The sequence below is a fragment of the Paenibacillus sp. CF384 genome, from assembly GCF_900106745.1.
In the GTDB taxonomy this organism is placed as follows: Bacteria; Bacillota; Bacilli; order Paenibacillales; family Paenibacillaceae; genus Paenibacillus_Z.
Window position 1 is genome coordinate 1 of the sequence record NZ_FNNV01000011.1, and the last position, 19,151, is coordinate 19,151.

Sequence of the window (19,151 nt, forward strand, 5' to 3'; positions counted from 1 at the left end):
CAGTAGAAATGATCTGCCACTGGAATGGACGGTTTATTTGACGAGCCTTTTCGTCTTACCGTAACCTAAATTCTGGTTAATCAACAGACCTGCATTTTATGCAACATCTACTGGAATAGGCTAGATAAACCCCGGAAATGTTGCAGAAAGCGCAACATTCTTGTGGTGCTGCTGCTACTTAGGCGTGGTGAGTGCGTCACCTCCTGCTGCAACTTGCTGCTTAGGCGTGAGGTGCGTGAGGAGCAAGCTAAAGAGATGGCACAAGGGTAACCCTTGTTGCCATTTGCTGCTTAGGTGGGGCTTTGGAGTGAGCGAGAGTGCATGATTGTTGCATGAAGTGCAACAATTTGGCCGTCATGAGGTTACTGGGGGGCTAATGTTGCAGGAAATGCAACATTTCTGAGCAGATGAGCGCCATATGAACATACTGAACCGAAAATGTTGCACTTTGCGCAACATCTCCTAGAATAAGCGCGATAACCCCCGGAAATGTTGCAGAAAGCGCAACATTCTTGTGGTGCTGCTGCTACGTAGGCGTGGTGAGTGCGTCACCTCCTGCTGCCATTTGCTACATAGGCGGGAATGCGTGCGAAGCAAGCTAAAAAGATGGCGCAAGGGTCATCCTTGTTGCCATTCCCTGCTACTTAGGCGAGGGGGACGCGAGTGAAGCAAACTAAAAAAGATGGCACAGGGTTACCCCTGCTGCCATCTTCTTGTTTAATTGGAATTAAGCTTGTTTGGAAGCTTCGATTTCGATCGTGAATTTCACTTCGTCGCCGATTAGAACGCCGCCTGTTTCAAGCGCTGCGTTGTAAGTGAGGCCGAATTCGCTGCGTTTGATAGCGCCTTTGCCGCTGAAGCCGACTTTCTCGTTGCCCCATGGATCTTTGCCGCTGCCTTCGTAAGTAACGGTGAATGTTTCTTTGCGAGTCAAGCCGTGCAAAGTCAGATCGCCGGTCACGTCATATTCGCCGTCATCCGTTTTGCTGATCGATGTCGATTTGAACGATAGTGTCGGGAACTGCTCGATATCGAAAAAGTCGCCTGTACGAAGGTGGTTATCACGATCGGCATTGCGAGTGTCGATGCTGCTAAGCGCGACATTAAATTCGATGTTCGCCGTAGTCAGATCCGCCGGATCCGCTTCGATGGAGGCATTAAATTCGTGAAACGTACCTTTAACTTTAGCAATCATCATATGTCGGATTGTGAAATCAACACTACTGTGGCTTGCATCAACGACCCATTTGGACAAAGACATGAATTGACCTCCTAAATTTACTTACATTTAATAATAAACTAAATATTATATAGTAAGTTTAAGCGGCAAATAAGGTCCTTGTCAATACAAATGTCAGAAAAATCCTTCGCGCGTTATTGCGGCTCCGGATAAGGGAACAGATCGGCAATTCGAGTGGTTTGGCCGCTTTCGGTCGTGAATACGACATGCTCCCGCCGCAGCCCGCGCGGACTGTCGAGACCGCATGCCGCAGACAGCGAGAACAACCCCTCCCGCAGCTGCAAAATATAATTCATTACCCGCCACTGCTTCTCCTCAGGCGCGAGTGCGGCTTGGTACTTGGCATCGGTTGTCGTGATGCCGGTTGGGCATTTGCCGGTGTGGCATTGCATCGCCATGATGCAGCCGTTAGCCATCATGAAACCGCGCGCCGAGTTGACGCAGTCTGCTCCGAGCGCGAGGGCAATCGCGACTTTGTCCGGCGTGATCAGCTTGCCGGAGGCGAAGATGCGGATGCGCTCGCGAACGCCGAATTTACGAGCTGTGTCGTCAAGAATGATAAGCGCTGCATATAGCGGCAGCCCCATGCCGTCAGCCATCGCCTTGAACGTAGCGCCGGACCCTCCCTCGGAGCCGTCCACCGTGATGAAGTCGGGGTAGATGTTCAGCGCAAGCATTGCGGAGAATAGCGGCTCCAGCCGATGCGGGTCCCCGACGACGATTTTAATGCCGACAGGTTTGCCGCCTGCCTCTTGCAAGGAACCGATGAAACGGAGCGCTTCTTCCGGGCTCGTCAGCATTTCGAAACGATTGGGCGAATTGACGGTTTTGCCGACAGGAACCAGCCTTGCCGCCGCTACCGCTTCTGTTACTTTGGAGCCTTCGAGATGTCCGCCGCGGATTTTGGCCCCTTGATGGAATTTGAGCTCGAACGCTTTGATGTTTGGATTTTCCGCTTTGTGCTTGAACGCTTCAATCGAGAATTTGCCTTGATCGTCACGGAAACCGAACATGCCGGGCCCGATCTGGGAAACGACGTCTACACCGGTTGCCAGGTGAACGCCTGCAACGCCGCCTTCGCCTGTATTGATCCATGACCCGCCGGCCATAGCCGCGCCGCTGCCTGTCGATTGGATATAGTTCTCGCCCACAGCGCCGAAGGAAGTAGCGGACGCGCCGAACATGCCCTTAAGCCGCCATGGCTGAGGGCGATCCTGACCGACAATAATGACATCGTCGTCAGCGAGGAGCCAGCGTTTGACGCTTTCGTCGACCGTTCGTTCTTTGCGCGTAAACAAGCCTTCGTCGGTGATGACGTATTTTCGTCCTGGCACAAGCTGGAGGTTGTCGACCTTAAGCTCGCTCGTGAGCTTAGGAAACATCGCATTGGAGATATAGAAGCCCGCCTTCTCATAGTCGCGCCGGCCGCCGAAGGAGATGAGATCCGTGCGGTATTTGGCCGCATATACGATGCCGACGAAATCGGCCCGCGAGAACGGTCTTCCTTCCGTATCGTTGTCGAACCAATATTGGCGGAACTCCGGACCGAGCTTCTCCAGCAAATAGCGGACCCAGCCGAGAAACGGATGCGAACGAATGATGGAATGCTTGGGCCGCTTGGAGAGGATGTACATATAGCTGAAGAACGCAAGGAGCGGCAGCGCGACAAGCAAGAAAACGGCAGTAATCAGAATCGTGGCGATCATCTCGGACTCCCCCGGTTGTCAAATTAGCAAACAAAACGATAATTTCCCATTTCAGTATACCGTTCACTTCCATTTTTTAGTCGTGGACTACCTTCGAGAACGTATAGAACGAGAAAACCTCCACCCCGCCTTAGAAGGTAGGGTAGAGGTTTGTGTACGGCAGTGCTGCGCGCTAGCTTACATCCTGACGTTTCCGGTTGCTGAACTGACTTTCGTACAGATCGGCGTAGAAACCGCCTGCGGCGAGCAGATCCTCGTGTGTGCCTTGCTCGATCACGGTGCCGTGGTTCATGACGAGAATGAGATCGGCATCGCGGATCGTCGAGAGGCGGTGGGCGATGACGAAGCTGGTCCGTCCTTGCATCAGTTGATTCATCGCATGCTGAATATGAATCTCTGTCCGCGTGTCGACGCTGCTTGTCGCCTCATCCAGGATGAGGATGGCAGGGTCAGCGAGAATGGCGCGGGCGATGGTGAGCAATTGTTTCTGACCTTGAGAAATATTCGAAGCTTCTTCATTCAGAATCGTATCGTAGCCGTCGGGGAGCGTACGAATGAAGTGATCGGCATAAGCTGCTCTGGCAGCTGAAACCACCTCGTCTTCCGATGCGCCGATGCGTCCGTAAGCGATATTGTCGCGGATGGTTCCGTTGAACAGCCACGTATCCTGGAGCACCATACCGAACAAGCCCCGAAGATCACCGCGGCGAAGCTCCGTCAGGTTTACGCCGTCAATGGTAATGCTGCCGTTATTGAGCTCATAGAAGCGCATCAGCAGGTTGATCAGCGTTGTTTTGCCGGCGCCGGTTGGGCCGACGATGGCGATCGTTTGACCTGCGCGGACATGAATATCCATGTCTTCAATGAGCGCCGTGTCCTCTTTGTAGCGGAACTGCACATGGTTGAAGCTTACGTCGCCCTTCGGCTTCATCGCTTTGCCGACAACGGCTGCAGCCTGACTGCTTACAATGGCAACCGGAGCTGCCGCTTCCAGCACTTCTTCTTCCTCATCCAGCAGCTCGAATATCCGCTCTGCGGAAGCGATCGTCGACTGAATGATGTTGGCGATTTGGGCCGTTTGCGTAATCGGCATCGCGAATTGGCGCGAATAGGAGATGAAGGCCTGCACATCCCCGATTGTAATCGACTTGTGCAGCACCAGAATGCCGCCCGCGACACTGACCAGTACATAGCCAATGTTGCCGATGAATCCCATGATCGGCATGATCATCCCGGAGACGAACTGCGCTCGCCAGCCGGACTGATACAGCTCCTCATTGACCGCATCAAACTTGGCAACGGATTTGCGCTCATGACCGAAGGCCTTCACGATATTGTGGCCGGTGTACATCTCCTCAACATGGCCGTTTAATTCACCGAGTGCTTTCTGTTGACCTTTAAAATAAAGCTGCGATCGCTTCGCAATCATCTTAATCGCGAGGAAGCTAAGCGGCAGCGTCACGATCGTGATGAGCGTCATGAGCGGACTGATCGTCAGCATCATGACGACAACGCCGATCAGCGTCACGAAGGCGGTGATGAATTGCGTTAAGCTTTGCTGCAGCGTGCCGCTAATGTTGTCGACATCATTGACAGCGCGGCTTAATATTTCCCCGTGCGTCCGGGAATCGAAGAACTTCAGAGGCAATCGCGCCAGCTTCTCGTTTACGTCCTTGCGAAGATCGTATACGGTCTTCTGCGCGACGCTTGCCATGACATACTGTTGAATGAATCCGAATAGTGCACTAATGACATATAAGACCGCAAGCACAACAAGGATTTGCCAAATATAATGAAAGTCGATTTCTGCACCGGGCACGCCTTTGATCTTGCCCATCAGTCCTTCGAATAGCTTCGTTGTTGCTTTTCCCATGATTTTCGGTCCCAGAATCGAGAAGACCGTACTGAGCACTGCTGTCAACAGCACGACAAGGAGTGCCGTCTTGTGTGGCTTCAGATATGCGGTCAATCTGCGCAGGGTGCCTTTGAAATCCTTCGCCTTCTGAACCTGCATACCCATCATGCCGCCAGGGCCGCCGCGTCCCGGGCCAAAGCCGAAATTACCCGGTCCCGGGCCGGTTGGAGCGCCCGGTCGCGGACCGCCTGGACCGCCGGGGCCGCCTGCAGGACCTTTCTGTAGTTCACTCATGCGATTTCCTCCTCTGACAGCTGTGACGTGACGATTTCGCGATAGACGGTAGACGATTGCAGCAGCTCGCGGTGCGTACCAATCGCGGAGATCTGGCCGTCATCGAGCACGATGATGCGGTCGGCATCCATGACGGTGCTGACCCGCTGGGCGACGATTAAGACCGTCGCATCCGTCGTTTCGCTGCGCAGCGCCTCGCGAAGCTTGGCATCTGTCTTGAAGTCGAGCGCGGAGAAGCTGTCGTCGAACAAATAGACCGAAGGCCTGCGGATAAGTGCGCGGGCAATGGACAGCCGCTGCTTCTGGCCGCCGGATACATTGGTGCCGCCTTGCGCAATCGGCGAGCCGAAGCCTTCCTTCATCTCGGAGATGAAGTCATTGGCTTGTGCAACGACGGCTGCATGGCGAACTTCTTCGTCCGTCGCATCCTCTTTGCCGAAGCGGATGTTCTCGGCGATCGTACCCGTGAAGAGCACCGCCTTCTGCGGCACAAGGCCGATCATGGAACGCAGCGTTTCCTGCGACATATCGCGTACATCGATGCCGCCGATCGTAATGCTGCCGCTTGAAGCATCGTAGAAACGCGGAATGAGATTGATCAGCGTAGACTTGCCGGATCCCGTGCCGCCGATAATGGCCGTCACCTCGCCACGCCCTGCTCGGAACGAAATATCGGAGAGCGCCGGCATTTCGGCACCCGGATAATGAAAGGACACGTTGTTGAACGCAAGCTCGCCGCTAGCAACGACCGAACGAGCCGAAGAAGCTGCGCTTGGGTCCGTAATATCCGGTACCATGTTCAGCACCTCGTTAATCCGAGTCGCCGAAGCGGATGCGCGCGGGATCATGACGAACATCATGGAGGCAAAGATTAACGCGAACATGATCTGCCATGCGTATTGAATGAAGGCCATCAAATCACCAACCTCCATATGGCCGCCATCGATACGAAGCCCGCCATACCAGACGATGGCAAGGCTCGCGAAGTTCAACACCAGCATCATCGCAGGCATAAGCGAGGCCATGATCCGGTTTACTTTGATCGACGTATCGGTCAGATCGAAATTGGCATCATTGAAGCGGCTTTGCTCATGGTTGATCCGGTTAAAGGAACGGATTACGCGGATCCCGGTAAGATTTTCGCGGAGTACGAGGTTGAGCTTGTCGATCTTCTTCTGCATAGCCTTGAACAACGGGACGCCGCGACTGACGATTGCGAAGATAATGAGTGCGAGAATCGGTACGATCGCAATAATGATGAGCGAGAGATTAACGTCCTTGTAGAGTGCCATGATGATACCGCCGAAGCACATCATCGGGGCCATGACCATGACCCGCATCATCATCATGAGAACTTGCTGGACTTGCGTAATGTCGTTGGTCGTCCGCGTAATGAGGGAAGCGGTGCCGATCTGGTCGAATTCATGCAGCGAATACTTCTCTACATGTCCGAACACACGACTGCGCAGGTCACGGCCGAAGCCGCCTGCTGCTTTGGCAGACAGGTAGCTCGCACCAATCGAGCAGATCCCGCCGCCCAGTGCGATGATCAGCATGAAGCCGCCGATCCGCCAGATGTACGGATTATCGCCCTGCACAACACCTTTGTCGACAATGTCGGCGAGCAGTGTTGGGAGGTACAGGTCCGATAGCGATTGAAGGAATACGAATAGAAGCACGAAGAAAACAGGGATGCGGTAAGGCCGCAGCATACGAAGAAGTTTCATCATAAATGCTTATTCACCCTCTTTGGAATTGGTTGGCTTGCTTGAATTATCTTTGCACCATGCGGAACATTCCTCCGGTCGCTCGCCATGATAGAAAGCGAAGACATCATCGAGCAATTCTACGAGGAGCGCTGCACGATCCTCGCCCAGATGCTCAATCAGTCCGTTCATCCGGGCATGCATGGCGGCTCGAGCAAGACCGGTCAGCCTTGCACCTTCCTCGGTCAGTTTAATCCGTACCACTCTGCGATCACTCGGGTCTGAGCTGCGTTCAAGCAGACCTCTGGCCGTCAGCACATTCACAGTCTGCGTGATCGTCGGCGAGGCAACATTCATCAGGCTGCTGAGTTCCGATGCCTTCAGTCCGGCGGGATTGGAGCGCATCGCTCCACCGATGGTAAACAGCGTCATCGTCTCGCTGGGCGTGCAGTTCTCGATCGGGTTGCGGTTCTTGAACGGAATATGCTTGAGCTGTCGGAATGCGCGGATAAGCTGGTGGCTGGTGTGGCGTTCGTGCTCGTGATCACCTTGCATAGGAAGTGCTCCTTTTTTGCATCATGCATTTATTTTTGTTAGCTAACCTAAGTATATTTATTCCGCCAATGGAATGTCAAGATTACTATTTATAAACACTCTGAAAATTGTGTATGATAGTAGGATAAGATTTTAGGTAGGAAAGGTTGGTCGCAATGGAGAACAAGACATCATCCTCTAACTTTATTAAAAATATCGTGGCTGAAGATTTGAAGGCCGGTAAGGTCAGCGAGGTTATTACTCGTTTCCCGCCGGAGCCGAACGGTTACCTGCATATTGGCCATGCCAAATCGATCTGTCTGAACTTTGAGCTTGCCGACGAATATGGCGGGAAAACGAACCTGCGATTTGACGATACGAATCCGGTGAAAGAAGATACGGAATATGTGGAATCGATCCAAGAGGACGTAACTTGGCTCGGTTTTGAGTGGGACGACCTTCGTTTTGCTTCGGATTATTTTGAGGAGCTCTACCAACGTGCGGTGCTTCTCATTAAGAAAGGCAAAGCGTTTGTCTGCGACCTGACGGCTGAGCAAATGCGCGAAATGCGCGGATCCTTGACGGAGCCCGGCAAAAACAGTCCGTACCGCGATCGCAGCGTGGAAGAGAACTTGGATTTGTTCGCTCGCATGCGTGCAGGTGAGTTCAAGGACGGAGAACGGATTCTGCGTGCGAAGATCGACATGAGCTCGCCGAACATCAACCTGCGCGACCCTGCGCTGTACCGCATTGCTCATGCTCATCACCACCGGACAGGCGATGCGTGGTGCATCTATCCGATGTACGATTACGCTCACCCGATCAGCGATGCGATTGAAGGTGTAACGCACTCCATCTGTACGCTGGAGTTCGAAGATCACCGTCCGCTCTACGATTGGACGATCATCGAATGCGAGATGGAGTCGCAGCCGCGTCAATATGAGTTTGCCCGCTTGAACGTGACGAATACGATCATGAGCAAACGTTACCTCAAAATGCTCGTCGATCAAGGCGTCGTCGAAAGCTGGGACGATCCGCGTATGCCGACGATCAGCGGTCTTCGCCGCCGCGGCTTCACGGCTGAATCGCTGCGTGCCTTCTGCCGCGAAATCGGCGTAGCGCGTGCCTATAGCGTGGTAGATGAGCGGATGCTGGAGTTCTTCATCCGTGAGGATTTGAAGCTGAAGGCGCCACGCACGATGGCCGTGCTTGCTCCGCTGAAAGTCGTCATCACCAACTACCCGGAAGGGCAAGTGGAGATGCTGGAAGCCGAGAATAATGCCGAGAACGAAGAGATGGGCAGCCGCCAAATTCCGTTCTCTCGTGAAATTTATATCGAGCAAGACGACTTCATGGAGAACCCGCCGAACAAGTATTTCCGGTTGTTCCCCGGCAACGAAGTCCGCTTGAAGCATGCTTACTTCATTACATGCCAAGAAGTGGTGAAGGACGAAGCCGGCAACGTAGTGGAGCTTCGCTGCACCTACGATCCGGAAACGAAGAGCGGATCAGGCTTCACCGGCCGGAAGGTGAAGGGCACCATCCACTGGGTGGAAGCTTCCCAGGCGGTACCGGCGGAATTCCGCCTGTTCGAACCGCTGCTGCTCGACAACCCGGAGGATGAGGGCAAGGATTTCCTTGACCGCATCAACCCGAACTCCCTCGACGTGCTGCAAGGCTTCGTCGAGCCGAACATGAAGGAAGCGCGCGGACAGGACAAGTTCCAATTCTTCCGCCACGGCTACTTCAACGTAGATCCGAAGCATACCAGCGAATCGAAGGTTGTGTTCAACCGCATCGTGTCGCTGAAGAGCTCGTTTGATCCGAAGGCTTAAGCGATAAGGGCCGGCTCCACAGTCATTGATCATGACTGGTGGAGCCGGCCCTTTGTTTGTTGCTGGGGTGCCTGCCGCTGATAGCGGCATATCCGCTAAAGTGGGGCGAAAACACATCGAAACTAACTTGTAAGCGGAATAGTCGCTAAAGTCGTTGGAAGTCTGACTAAAACTAACCTAAAACCGCAGTTTGGGCTGCCGTAAGCGGCATATCCGCTAAAGTGGGCCGAAACAACGCCGAAACCAACTTGTAAGCGGAATAGTTGCTAACAACGTCGCATCCGAGTAAAACTAAACCTTCTTCGCGCCGTGAGAGGGTCGAAATGTTGCATAACCTGCAACAATCTTAGCGATAAAGAGCGAGTAGGCAGGGAATGTTGCACATTATGCAACATTTTCCGTGAAAACAGCCTGATTGGGGTTAGTTTACCGAGCAATGTTGCATTTTGAGCAGCATTTGGCAGAATGGGGCAGCTAATCCGTTAGAATGTTGCATTTAGCGCAACATTTCGTGGTTAGGTTAGCCGCTGGAGAGACAGCGAGGCTAGCGAGTAGGGCAAGTTGGGTGTCTTCGCGATCCTTGAACTCGCTAAACCGCCAAGTTGGCAACCTTGGCCTAGTTGCGCTTTAGCCTGTCACCTCGGCTAGTCCGGCCAGCCCCGTCACCTCAGCCCGCCAACCCACGAACCGACCAACCCACCAACCCGCCAGTCCGGCCAACCCCGTCACCTCAGCCCGATCACGCTCTAGCCAATCAACCCGGCCGACCGCCTAGCCCGGCCGACCCCGCTCAAAAAAGGCACCGCCAATGGCGGTGCCCCAAACCTACCCTCTCCGCGCCAGCTCATTGGCGCGGATTTCATCCATGAACTGCGGCCACCACTCGGCCTGCTCGGACCAAGAAACCGTTTTGACGTTGGCCTCCCCCCATGCCTTCATCGCTTGGTCGCCGCTCTCAGTCATGGCTGCCAAGCTGCCATACTCCGGAACGAGCCACTTGCGTCCGATTTGGGCATGAAGCACCTCGTCGGCCCAGTCGTAATCTTGAATCAGGAGTGAAATCGGATTGTTGGTGTCCTTCGCGATTTCCCACTCTTTCTGCTTGCCCGTGTGTTTAGGCATGAGGCTTTGTTCGATCCGCCACAGGATAAGGTGAGCCTCCTGCGGAGTGAACTCGGTATTGAGAATGACCGAAGAGCCCATGTGAATCGGGTACTTATAGAAGGGAACGCCGCCGTAGTACAGGCCGATTTCCCCAAGCATCGCATGGCGGGTTTCATCCCATAGCTGACGGCTGAGATCCGTATAGTACTCCCACGGCTTACCTTCCGTTTTGTACAGAATCGGCCCCATCCACTCCGGTACGTCCATCTCGCGAAGCCGTTTGTAAATTAAAGAATACGCGCGCTCTTCCGGGGAGCAGCTATCATCCCAGAAGTAGGAATCGATCTTAGCGGACGTATTGTAAGGATCGATGAACCGCTCGTCGCGCCGAGGCATCGGGTCCATCTCATAGCGTTGACCGTCTGAACGCGGGACCGCATCACAAACCACTGCATCGAGATCCCCCGACACGCCGCCTGCGGCAAGCAGGAATCCCCTCAGATGTGCTTCCCATTCCGAAGCCAATTTCACTTGCTCAGGCGTATCGATCAATGCCGTCAGAGCGGCTTCTCCCCAAGCGATCATTTCCTCTTCATCCTGAAGCATGCCGCGAAGCAGGCGATACGTCGGATGCTCGGTGATTTTGTTCACATCCGCAATATAGCTTGACAGCGCTTTCGCCAGTTCCGGTCGAATGACCCGATAGATCCCGATAAGCAGCTCGACCGTATTCTCCGCGCGAATGGCTTCATCAAGCCAGATGCGCAGATGTTCATCCGGGTCTTGATCCAGATGCAGGGGAGGCTCGCGCATTTCGGAAACCCGTTTGCGAATAGCGGCACTGTGCTCGGCATCGAGCCACAGATGATAGCCAAACGCACATTTTACTTCCCATTCAGGAACAGCTGCCAGATGCGCGGACAAGATTTGATTGAGGTTCTTGGCAATAAAGTTGAAACGCTTCAGCAGATTTACACTTTGGTCGACAGTGAATCCGGGCTTGCAAGCCTCTTCGTAGGAGCATATTCCGGCAAGAGGTGGAATACCTTTATTGTCAATAACGACTCTGTTCATTGTGCGACACTCCCTTAGGAAAGTTGTACTTACGTACGATTATATAAGTTCTAAGGGGAAATTTCTTGGTCTAAACAATCTCGTTTTTTGTCAAAATCAACTGTTCATCTCTTCCGAACTCGGACCGCTCTTCGTTCTGAAAGCGATTGGAGGCAGCCCCTCTGCCACCTTGAAGGCGCGGCTGAACGCATGGATGCTGCCGAATCCCAGATGGTCCGAAATATGCTGGATCGTGAGATTCGTATAGCGCAGCAATTGCTTGGCTTGATCCATTCGGATTTGACGATGGTATTGGATCGGTGTCATGAGATAGTGCTTCTTGAAGGTGCGCAGCATATAGTACTTGCTGATATTAAAACGTTCAGACAACTCCTCTAGCGTGATCTCGCTGTCCCATTTGGAGTGAAGATGCCGGCGGATCGCTTGCATATCCGTACCTGGACGTTTCACGCCGAGGTCATGCTGTCTGATTAAGTAAGTGAGCAGGGAGAGAAGCAATCCTTTACAAGAGGTTTCGTAAAGCGGCAATCGCATTTGGAACTCCTCGATTAATTCCAGCAGCATCGACTCAAACCGCTTCGGTTGACGAAGCCGGATATGGCTTGGGAGCGCGAGCGGTCCCTCGGACATCCAGTCCGGCCGAAACCATGCTAGCTTTTCCTTCGACATATGGCTCGACATCTGAAAAGACACTGACAAATCCGGGCTATCCGGCATTTCGATTAGGTCAAAATGGACATGGGGCTGGCTTATGGCCGCATCGCCAAGCACCTGGATGGAATGCCGCTGCCTCGGCTTAAACAGGAAGATATCGCCTGGAATACCTTCGTAGGTCTCGTCTTCCACCGTTACAAGCAAATGCCCCTCCTGCAAATAAAGAAGCTCGTAATCCCAAATCTGTCGCGGGGAAACGGACCAATTAGAAGGAGCTATGTGTGTCATAGCTATACGAACATAGGGACTAAGTCTGGCGATCACATCATGTTCCTGCATCTGCGTACCTCCTTGGCTGCGATTGTTCAGAAGAGCAATTGCTGTTAAAAAGTCACATGGTCCTGATAAATATTTATCCGAAGCGGTTCGATATAATCAAGCTATCATGGAGCTAGCGAGAGGAGACGAATATGTTAAACCATATCAGTAAGATTCAACCCGGCATCAAAACGAAACGGATTTCGAGCTATGACCGAAGTGGAGGAAATGCCGACTTTATTCCGATTGCCGCAGGAGAATCAGCGGATCTTGCCGTTATCGCCGGGGCTGGCATCATCAAGCATATTTGGATCACGATCAGTACGCCGGACAAGTTCATCCGCCGCAATGCCGTCATTCGGATGTATTGGGACGGCGAAACCGAGCCGAGCGTAGAATCGCCGATTGGCGATTTCTTCGGACAAGGATTCGGTGAAGAATACAATTTTGCATCGCTTCCGCTTGCTGCGGCTCCTGCGAACGGCAAAGCGTTTAACTGTTATTTTCCGATGCCATTCGGCGACGGGGCACGAATTACGATCGAGAACCAATCGGAAGAGCCTATTTTGAGCTTCTATTATTATATTGATTTCGAGGAGCACCCGGAGATTCCTGCCTCTGAAGGCCGGTTCCATGCGTGGTGGAACCGCGAGGTTACGGGTGTTCATCCGCAAGAAGGAGAAACGGAGTGGAGCGTGATCGGACCGCAAAGCGCCAATCCTTCGACGGAACACAACTACGTGTTTGCAGATATCGTCGGCAGCGGGCAGTTCGTGGGCATCAACTATTACGTCGATAATCCGGGTCCAATGTGGTACGGCGAGGGCGATGACATGTGGCTGATCGATGGTGAGGATTGGCCGGGCTCGCTGCATGGAACGGGGACAGAGGACTTCTTCAACAGCTCCTGGTGCCCGAACGAAGTGTATGCGCATCCGTACTTCGGTTACGCGAAAGTGCCGAACAAACTCGGCTGGATGGGGCGCACGCACTGCTACCGTTTCTTCTTGGAGGATCCGATTCGCTTCGAGAAATCGCTGCATGCGAGCATCGAGCACGGACATGACAATAGCTTGACGCTCGATCTATCGACTGTTGCCTATTGGTATCAGAGCGAGCCGCACAACCCATTCCCAACGCTTCCGGCGAAGGAAGAGCGCGCCAACATGCCGGAAGTTGGCGTCGTTGATGTGCATCGGTGGCGGCATGCATGGCGCGGCGCGAACGGCAATTCGCCGACCTTGTGGGGGAACGAGAAATAATTAGCCTATTTTGAAGAGCCGTCCCGTCACAGGGGCGGTCTTTTTTTGCTGTAACGCACTGCCGCTGCCAAGATTTATTGCATGCTTTATGCTTGCGATTGCTTGTATAATGAATCGATTCTTCTCATTTTATTGGTTAAGTTGGTGATTGCGATGAATGCGGCATTATTAGAGAAAATTAAACATTACATGGAAATCAACAACTGGAATTATAAAGACTTGTCCGCGCTCACAGATATACATATCAGTGAAATCAGCCGGATTTTCAATAATAAAAAGCATCTTACCCCGTCGCAATTGGATAAGATCACTAATGCCATCGGCTTGCCGGCAGGCAGCTTGTATTACTTCTACATAGAGGAATGCTTCAGCGACAATGAAACCATTCATAAGAGCAGAAGCAGCCAATTCTTGTATAACTGCATGCTGAATGGACGAGAAGTAGAAGCCAACATGATTATCGAATGCATTCTGGAAGAGAATTCGAAGTATTTGCGAAGATCGTAATGGGGCAATACGAAGCGATCATCACGGAATTTAACCGTGCCGGTAAAGCAAACCTGGCTTCACCTGCGATTTTGGAATTTGTGAAAGTAATGAATAACAAGGTGAGCAAGGATGTTATTGCGAACTTCGTGAAAGAATCCGCTACTTCATCCAAGCAGCTGGCGAATCTGATCAGCAGCTTGAAGAAGAGCAAAATCGATACAACCGAAATCGAAAAGATCTACAAAAATATGTTGAAGGCGGAAGCGCAGAAGAAGGCTTCCTCCAAGAAGTAAGAAGCAAGGGCCGAAGCAGAGTGAGAACTCTGTTTTCGGTCCTTTTTTTGGTGTAGTCGCTGAGAGTTCAAAGTGGTGACTCTCAGCATCATTTTAATTTAGAAGAGAGTACAGGTATCCGCTGTTGGCTGGTATACTAAGGGCAACTATTTGGTGAATGGAGGGAACGGCATGTCGATTGCGCGATCAAAGGTGACGGGAATTATTCTGGCGGGCGGACGAAGCTCGCGGATGGGTTCGGATAAGGCATTGCTGCCCATTGGAACGGAGGGTGATATGATTCTGAAAGTAGTTGCCGAGCAAATGTTGGCTTTGGGCATGCCGAATGTAGTTGTTTCCGTTGGCGACAGTGAACGAGAGGATGTCTATAGAACCCAACTGAAGGGTTTGCCGGGTCAAGTTCAATTCGTACACGACGCCTATCCGGACTGCGGACCACTGGCTGGACTGCACGCTGCATTGTCCGCTATGCAAGAGCCTGGGTATGGCTTCGTTATGGCGTGCGATATGCCAGTGTTATCGGGCTCACTGCTGGGACGCATGCTGGAGCTGGCAAGCGAGGAGACCGCATTGCGGCCGGAAGCGGGCGTGTCGCAAGTCATTCGTACGGCAAATCAGCCGTTCCATGCACTCTATCATACGAGCGTGACCAATGATTTGCAGCAACGGCTGGAGCGGAGAGAGCTTCGCCTCATGTCGCTGCTTGATGCGATGCATACCGTTGAAGTAAAGCCGCTTCCTGATGAAGAAGCCGCATTTGTGAATTTGAATACGCGGGAATTGTACGCCGACTATGTGCGCGCGAAAGGTCATTTTTCCCTGTGAAAGGTCGGTTGGAATCCCAGCCAGTTGTTAATGTGTTGCCCTGAGGGCAACACATTAACAGAAATCGCCTAATACTTGAGGATGTGTTGCTCCTAGAGCCACACATCCACCGATATGGGCGCTTTATTGCAGATGTGTTGCTCTGGGAGCTACTCTTCCCAGCTGATGAGCGGTAACCGGTACCTCTCATAGAGCGATCGAGCCGTATGCTAGCCAATGAGAGGTAACTAGTACCTCTCATTGAGCAATCGGGCCATATTCCCGCAGATGAGCGGTAACCGCGGTACCACTGATGGAGCCCCGCGCCGGAGGTTGCATATTCACGTAAAAAAGCACCCGTATAGGTGCTTTTTCTATATACGCGATTACTCATAGGCATTTCCGGTTCCCCGTATGCATTGTAGCCGCTCACGGCGGAGCTTCCCGCTCAAGACGAACGGCGCATAGCTTGAATTCCGGCATGCGGCTGATGGGATGCAGCGCATCGTTAGTCAACTTATTGATCGCGAGGTCGCCGCCCCAGTGGAACGGAACGAATACCGTCGTGGGGTGGATATCCTGCACCACCTTCACGTCGATGACCATCGTGCCGCGCCGCGTCGTGAGGCGCAGGCGATCGCCCGGGCGCAGCAGCAGCTTCTCTGCTGCAGACGGATGAATTTCCGCAACGGGCACCGTCGCTTTCTTCATCAGGGCAGCGGTACGCCGAGTCTGGGTGCCGCTCAAGTAATGGCTGCCGAGCCTGCCGGTCGTCAGAATATACGGATACTCGCGGCTCGTCGTCTCGGCGGGTTTCTTCGGCGTGATGCCGTGCAGCTTGGCGCGTCCGTTCGGATGGAAATAGACGCCGTTCTCGAACATTCGAGGCGTTCCGGGATGCTCCGGCGAAGGGCAGGGCCAGAACAAACCTTTCTTCTCCTTAATCCGCGAGTAGGACATGCCGCTGTAGTCTGCTTTTCCGCCTGCGCTTGCTCGGCTCAGCTCATCGAATACCGCTTCGGGCGACTCATACTCAAAATATTCCCCGCGCCCCAGCCGAGCAGCAAGCGCAGCTATCAGTTGGTAGTCCTCCATTACTTCACCCGGCGTCTTCAGCGCGCGCGGACGATGAAACACGCGGCCTTCGAGATTAGTTAGCGTACCCTCCGCTTCCAGAAAAGTCGATCCCGGCAGCAGCCAGTGCGCGTAAGCGGCAGTTTCCGTCTCGAAGAGATCGATGACAACGAGCAGCTCGAGCTTCTTCAAGGCCTCTTCTACACGTGTATTATTCGGGCTCGATACAAGCGGATTGGAGCCGAGCACGATCATCGCCTTGATTTCACCTTCCAGAATGCGATCGAACATTTCATACGCCGACACGCCTTTGCCCGGGATCTCCTCGGGCTCAATTCCCCAAACCGCCGCGACATGCCGCCTTGCTTCGGGGTCGTCGATCATGCGGTAGCCTGGCAGTTGGTCCGCTTTCTGACCGTGCTCACGGCCGCCTTGGCCGTTAGCTTGACCGGTTACAGGTCCGAATCCGCAGCCGGGCCGGCCCATTTTGCCGGTTAACAGACAGAGATTGATATAGTTCAGCGTGTGCTCCACGCCGTTAATTTGCTGTTCCAATCCGCGAGCAGTGAGGACGACGCCTGTTTCTGCACGGGCAAATCCGCGCGCGATGGTGCGGATGACTTCCTTGGGAATGCCGGTGTACGTCGATACGGTATCAGGCGAGAAATCCCGCACAGATTCCCGCACCTCTTCAATTCCGGTGGTGTAGGCATTTACATAAGCTTGGTCATAGAGCTTCTCGCTTAGAATGACATGGAGCAGACCGTTTACGAACACGGAGTCAAACCCCGGCTGTAAACTCACGTGAATATCGGCTAGCTTGGAGGTCATGGTAGGACGTGGATCAATCGTTACGATAATGGCGCCGCGTTTCTTCGCTGCCATTAAATACGGAACCATCGTCGGCTGACATTCCGCGATATTGGTTCCGGCCAGGATAATATAGTTCGCCATGATTAAATCATCCAGCGGCACATTCATCCCTCGGTCGATGCCGAAGGCGCGCATTTGTGCCGCAGCGGCGGAGGACATGCAGTAGCGTCCGTTGTAATCAATATATTTGGAGCGAAGAGCGACACGCGTAAACTTGCCGAGCAGGTAACAGACCTCATTGGTGAGCGAGCCTCCGCCGAAGACGGATACGGCGTCACGGCCATGCTGCTCTTGTATGGATAGGATCGAGGAGGCGATGCCATCAAGCGCATCTTCCCAGCTGGATGGTTGCCACATCGAACCCGGCAGGGCAGAACCGATCCTGCGCTGCGGTACGAGGAGACGCTCCTCATGGACGGTATGCCCTAAGGCATTCAGTCCTTTCTGGCACAAGCGGCCCGTTGCCACCGGGAAATCCGGGCTGGGTTTAATTTCGAACCCTGCCGCATTGTCTTCGGGAATTAGCTCAATGCCGCATTGCATACTGCAGAAACAGCAATGCGAGCGAATTCGAGTCGCTTCCGGATCGGCTGCTATAGGTAGTACGCCCATGAGGTTTCCTCCATTTCGGCTTGCGTAGGGGTAAGGCGTTGCAGACGGAACGGCTTTGTTCCGTCTGCCCCGGATGATGCACGCTGCCTTCTGCCGGCGTAGGTTCAGTCAACTGAAAGTGCGGGAATCATGCGGGCCGAGCAGTCCGCCTATCGAATCATTTAAGAGGTAGCCGTGTTCTGCATGCCCGCCGAATCGATACGGGCTTTGCCGCCGCTGCCGATCCAGGATTTCTTCCATGCGCCTTGCACAAGGAAGATGAGGACGATACAGATGAGCGCCACGCCGCTAAGGATAAGGAAACCCGGTGTATAGGAACCGGAAGAGAGCTTCAAATTACCAAGAATCTTAGGAAGAAAATAACCCCCTAGTCCTCCTGCGGCGCCGACGATACCGGTCACGATACCGATCTCGTTCTGGAACCGCTGCGGCACGAGCTGGAATACGGAACCGTTGCCCATCCCGAGGGCCATCATTCCGATGAACAGCAGGACAATCATGGCCGGAAGCGGCGGCAGGGTAGAGATGCAGGCCATCATAACGGCGACGACCGCGTAGAGGGAAATCAGCATGCGCAGGCCGCCGATTCGGTCGGCAAGCCAGCCGCCAACCGGACGGAAGAAGCTGCCCGCGATGACGCAGATTGTGGCGAAGTCGGCTGCCCTTACAGGACTAAGCCCATATTGGGTGTTGAAGAAAATCGTCAAATAGTTGGACATCCCAACGAAGCCGCCGAATGTGACGGCATACAGCATACAGAACATCCATGTATCCCGCTGCTTTAACACCGAACCGTAATCGGACAGCTTACGCGGGGAAGGCTGGTTCGGGCTGTCCTTGGCGAGCAAGGTGAACACGATGAACACGATTGCGATCGGAATGAGCGCCAAGCCAAAAACAACATGCCAGCTGCCATAATGCTGGGCGATCCGATTGGCAAACAGCGTGGTGAATACCGTTCCGCTGTTGCCTGCGCCGGCGATTCCCATCGCGAGCCCCTGATATTTCGGCGGATACCAGCGGCTTGCGAGCGGCAGTGCGGCAGCGAAGGAGGCACCGGCAACGCCGAGCAGCAAGGCGACGATATACAGCTCACCGAGGGAGTCGACGAACTTCCAGCCCCAGACGAGCGGGACCATCGTAAGTAGAATACCGATTTGTCCCGTGCGTTTCGGTCCGATCACATCGGTGAAATAACCGAGCACAAGGCGGAGAATGGAACCTCCGAGTATCGGCAATGCAACCAGGTTCGCCTTTTGTGCGGCATCCATCTGATAGTCGCTCATAATAATGACAGCCAGCGGCCCCAGCAGCACCCACACCATGAAGCTCATGTCAAAATACAAAAATGCGCTCAGCAAGGACGGGCTATGTCCGCTTTTTAGAAATCCATCTCGGTTCATCATTGCAAGTAGCTCCTCTCC

Annotated in this window: 14 protein-coding genes; 5 read left to right on the plus strand and 9 right to left on the minus strand. The window is 53.5% G+C overall.

The features are described from left to right. Positions 1-727 precede the first annotated feature (727 nt). The 5 genes from BLW29_RS17950 to BLW29_RS17970 all read right to left on the minus strand — a co-directional run bounded on the left by BLW29_RS17950 (position 728) and on the right by BLW29_RS17970 (position 7,356). Positions 728-1,261 (minus strand): YceI family protein, encoded by a 534-nt coding sequence (locus BLW29_RS17950; RefSeq protein ID WP_090982094.1) that lies wholly within the window; start codon positions 1,259-1,261, stop codon positions 728-730. A 113-nt stretch (positions 1,262-1,374) separates the two neighbouring features. Continuing rightward, complete coding sequence (locus BLW29_RS17955; protein WP_090982096.1) at positions 1,375-2,946, minus strand: FMN-binding glutamate synthase family protein; 1,572 nt, start codon at positions 2,944-2,946, stop codon at positions 1,375-1,377. A gap of 172 nt (positions 2,947-3,118) precedes the next feature. Continuing rightward, positions 3,119-5,095, minus strand: coding sequence for an ABC transporter ATP-binding protein (locus BLW29_RS17960; RefSeq protein ID WP_090982098.1), 1,977 nt, complete (start codon positions 5,093-5,095; stop codon positions 3,119-3,121). Further along, the gene (locus tag BLW29_RS17965) at positions 5,092-6,825 is read right to left on the minus strand and encodes an ABC transporter ATP-binding protein (RefSeq protein ID WP_090982100.1); all 1,734 of its coding nucleotides are present in this window, start codon (positions 6,823-6,825) and stop codon (positions 5,092-5,094) included. The genes BLW29_RS17960 and BLW29_RS17965 overlap by 4 nt, the downstream gene beginning before the upstream one ends. Before the next feature lie 6 nt (positions 6,826-6,831). Continuing rightward, on the minus strand, positions 6,832-7,356 hold the full coding sequence (locus tag BLW29_RS17970; RefSeq protein ID WP_090982102.1) for a MarR family winged helix-turn-helix transcriptional regulator: 525 nt from the start codon (positions 7,354-7,356) through the stop codon (positions 6,832-6,834). Between the two features lie 155 nt (positions 7,357-7,511). On the opposite strand from BLW29_RS17970, the gene BLW29_RS17975 reads away from it, so the two are divergent. Further along, on the plus strand, positions 7,512-9,170 hold the full coding sequence (locus BLW29_RS17975) for a glutamine--tRNA ligase/YqeY domain fusion protein (RefSeq protein ID WP_090982104.1): 1,659 nt from the start codon (positions 7,512-7,514) through the stop codon (positions 9,168-9,170). 825 nt (positions 9,171-9,995) lie between these two features. Here the strand turns inward: BLW29_RS17975 and BLW29_RS17980 are convergent. Further along, on the minus strand, positions 9,996-11,348 hold the full coding sequence (locus tag BLW29_RS17980; protein WP_090982107.1) for a hypothetical protein: 1,353 nt from the start codon (positions 11,346-11,348) through the stop codon (positions 9,996-9,998). 96 nt (positions 11,349-11,444) lie between these two features. After that, entirely contained in the window at positions 11,445-12,341 is an 897-nt protein-coding gene (locus tag BLW29_RS17985) for an AraC family transcriptional regulator (RefSeq protein ID WP_090982109.1), read from the minus strand. 131 nt (positions 12,342-12,472) lie between these two features. Here BLW29_RS17985 and BLW29_RS17990 point away from each other — a divergent pair, with 131 nt between their 5' ends. The 4 genes from BLW29_RS17990 to BLW29_RS18005 all read left to right on the plus strand — a co-directional run bounded on the left by BLW29_RS17990 (position 12,473) and on the right by BLW29_RS18005 (position 15,189). Next, positions 12,473-13,582 (plus strand): glycoside hydrolase family 172 protein, encoded by a 1,110-nt coding sequence (locus BLW29_RS17990; protein WP_090982111.1) that lies wholly within the window; start codon positions 12,473-12,475, stop codon positions 13,580-13,582. A 153-nt stretch (positions 13,583-13,735) separates the two neighbouring features. Beyond that, on the plus strand, positions 13,736-14,089 hold the full coding sequence (locus BLW29_RS17995) for a helix-turn-helix domain-containing protein (RefSeq protein ID WP_177186696.1): 354 nt from the start codon (positions 13,736-13,738) through the stop codon (positions 14,087-14,089). Then, complete coding sequence (locus tag BLW29_RS18000) at positions 14,089-14,364, plus strand: hypothetical protein (protein WP_090982115.1); 276 nt, start codon at positions 14,089-14,091, stop codon at positions 14,362-14,364. The genes BLW29_RS17995 and BLW29_RS18000 overlap by 1 nt, the downstream gene beginning before the upstream one ends. 171 nt (positions 14,365-14,535) lie before the next feature. Then, positions 14,536-15,189 (plus strand): molybdenum cofactor guanylyltransferase, encoded by a 654-nt coding sequence (locus BLW29_RS18005; protein WP_090982117.1) that lies wholly within the window; start codon positions 14,536-14,538, stop codon positions 15,187-15,189. Between the two features lie 408 nt (positions 15,190-15,597). On the opposite strand, the gene BLW29_RS18010 is transcribed toward BLW29_RS18005, so the two are convergent. Then, positions 15,598-17,727 carry a molybdopterin oxidoreductase family protein gene (locus BLW29_RS18010; RefSeq protein WP_090982119.1) on the minus strand — a complete coding sequence of 710 codons (2,130 nt, stop codon included), beginning with the start codon at positions 17,725-17,727 and terminating at the stop codon, positions 15,598-15,600. A 161-nt stretch (positions 17,728-17,888) separates the two neighbouring features. Next, entirely contained in the window at positions 17,889-19,130 is a 1,242-nt protein-coding gene (locus BLW29_RS18015; protein WP_090982439.1) for a nitrate/nitrite transporter, read from the minus strand. Positions 19,131-19,151 lie beyond the last annotated feature (21 nt).

Coding starts and splice junctions, on each gene's coding strand:
- BLW29_RS17955 (WP_090982096.1), bottom strand. CDS start 2,946: ATGATCGCCACGATTCTGATTACTGCCGTTTTCTTGCTTGTCGCGCTG.
- BLW29_RS17995 (WP_177186696.1), top strand. CDS start 13,736: ATGAATGCGGCATTATTAGAGAAAATTAAACATTACATGGAAATCAAC.
- BLW29_RS17965 (WP_090982100.1), bottom strand. CDS start 6,825: ATGATGAAACTTCTTCGTATGCTGCGGCCTTACCGCATCCCTGTTTTC.
- BLW29_RS17985 (WP_090982109.1), bottom strand. CDS start 12,341: ATGCAGGAACATGATGTGATCGCCAGACTTAGTCCCTATGTTCGTATA.
- BLW29_RS18015 (WP_090982439.1), bottom strand. CDS start 19,130: ATGAACCGAGATGGATTTCTAAAAAGCGGACATAGCCCGTCCTTGCTG.
- BLW29_RS17970 (WP_090982102.1), bottom strand. CDS start 7,356: ATGCAAGGTGATCACGAGCACGAACGCCACACCAGCCACCAGCTTATC.
- BLW29_RS18005 (WP_090982117.1), top strand. CDS start 14,536: ATGTCGATTGCGCGATCAAAGGTGACGGGAATTATTCTGGCGGGCGGA.
- BLW29_RS17980 (WP_090982107.1), bottom strand. CDS start 11,348: ATGAACAGAGTCGTTATTGACAATAAAGGTATTCCACCTCTTGCCGGA.
- BLW29_RS17960 (WP_090982098.1), bottom strand. CDS start 5,095: ATGAGTGAACTACAGAAAGGTCCTGCAGGCGGCCCCGGCGGTCCAGGC.
- BLW29_RS17990 (WP_090982111.1), top strand. CDS start 12,473: ATGTTAAACCATATCAGTAAGATTCAACCCGGCATCAAAACGAAACGG.
- BLW29_RS18000 (WP_090982115.1), top strand. CDS start 14,089: ATGGGGCAATACGAAGCGATCATCACGGAATTTAACCGTGCCGGTAAA.
- BLW29_RS17950 (WP_090982094.1), bottom strand. CDS start 1,261: ATGTCTTTGTCCAAATGGGTCGTTGATGCAAGCCACAGTAGTGTTGAT.
- BLW29_RS17975 (WP_090982104.1), top strand. CDS start 7,512: ATGGAGAACAAGACATCATCCTCTAACTTTATTAAAAATATCGTGGCT.
- BLW29_RS18010 (WP_090982119.1), bottom strand. CDS start 17,727: ATGGGCGTACTACCTATAGCAGCCGATCCGGAAGCGACTCGAATTCGC.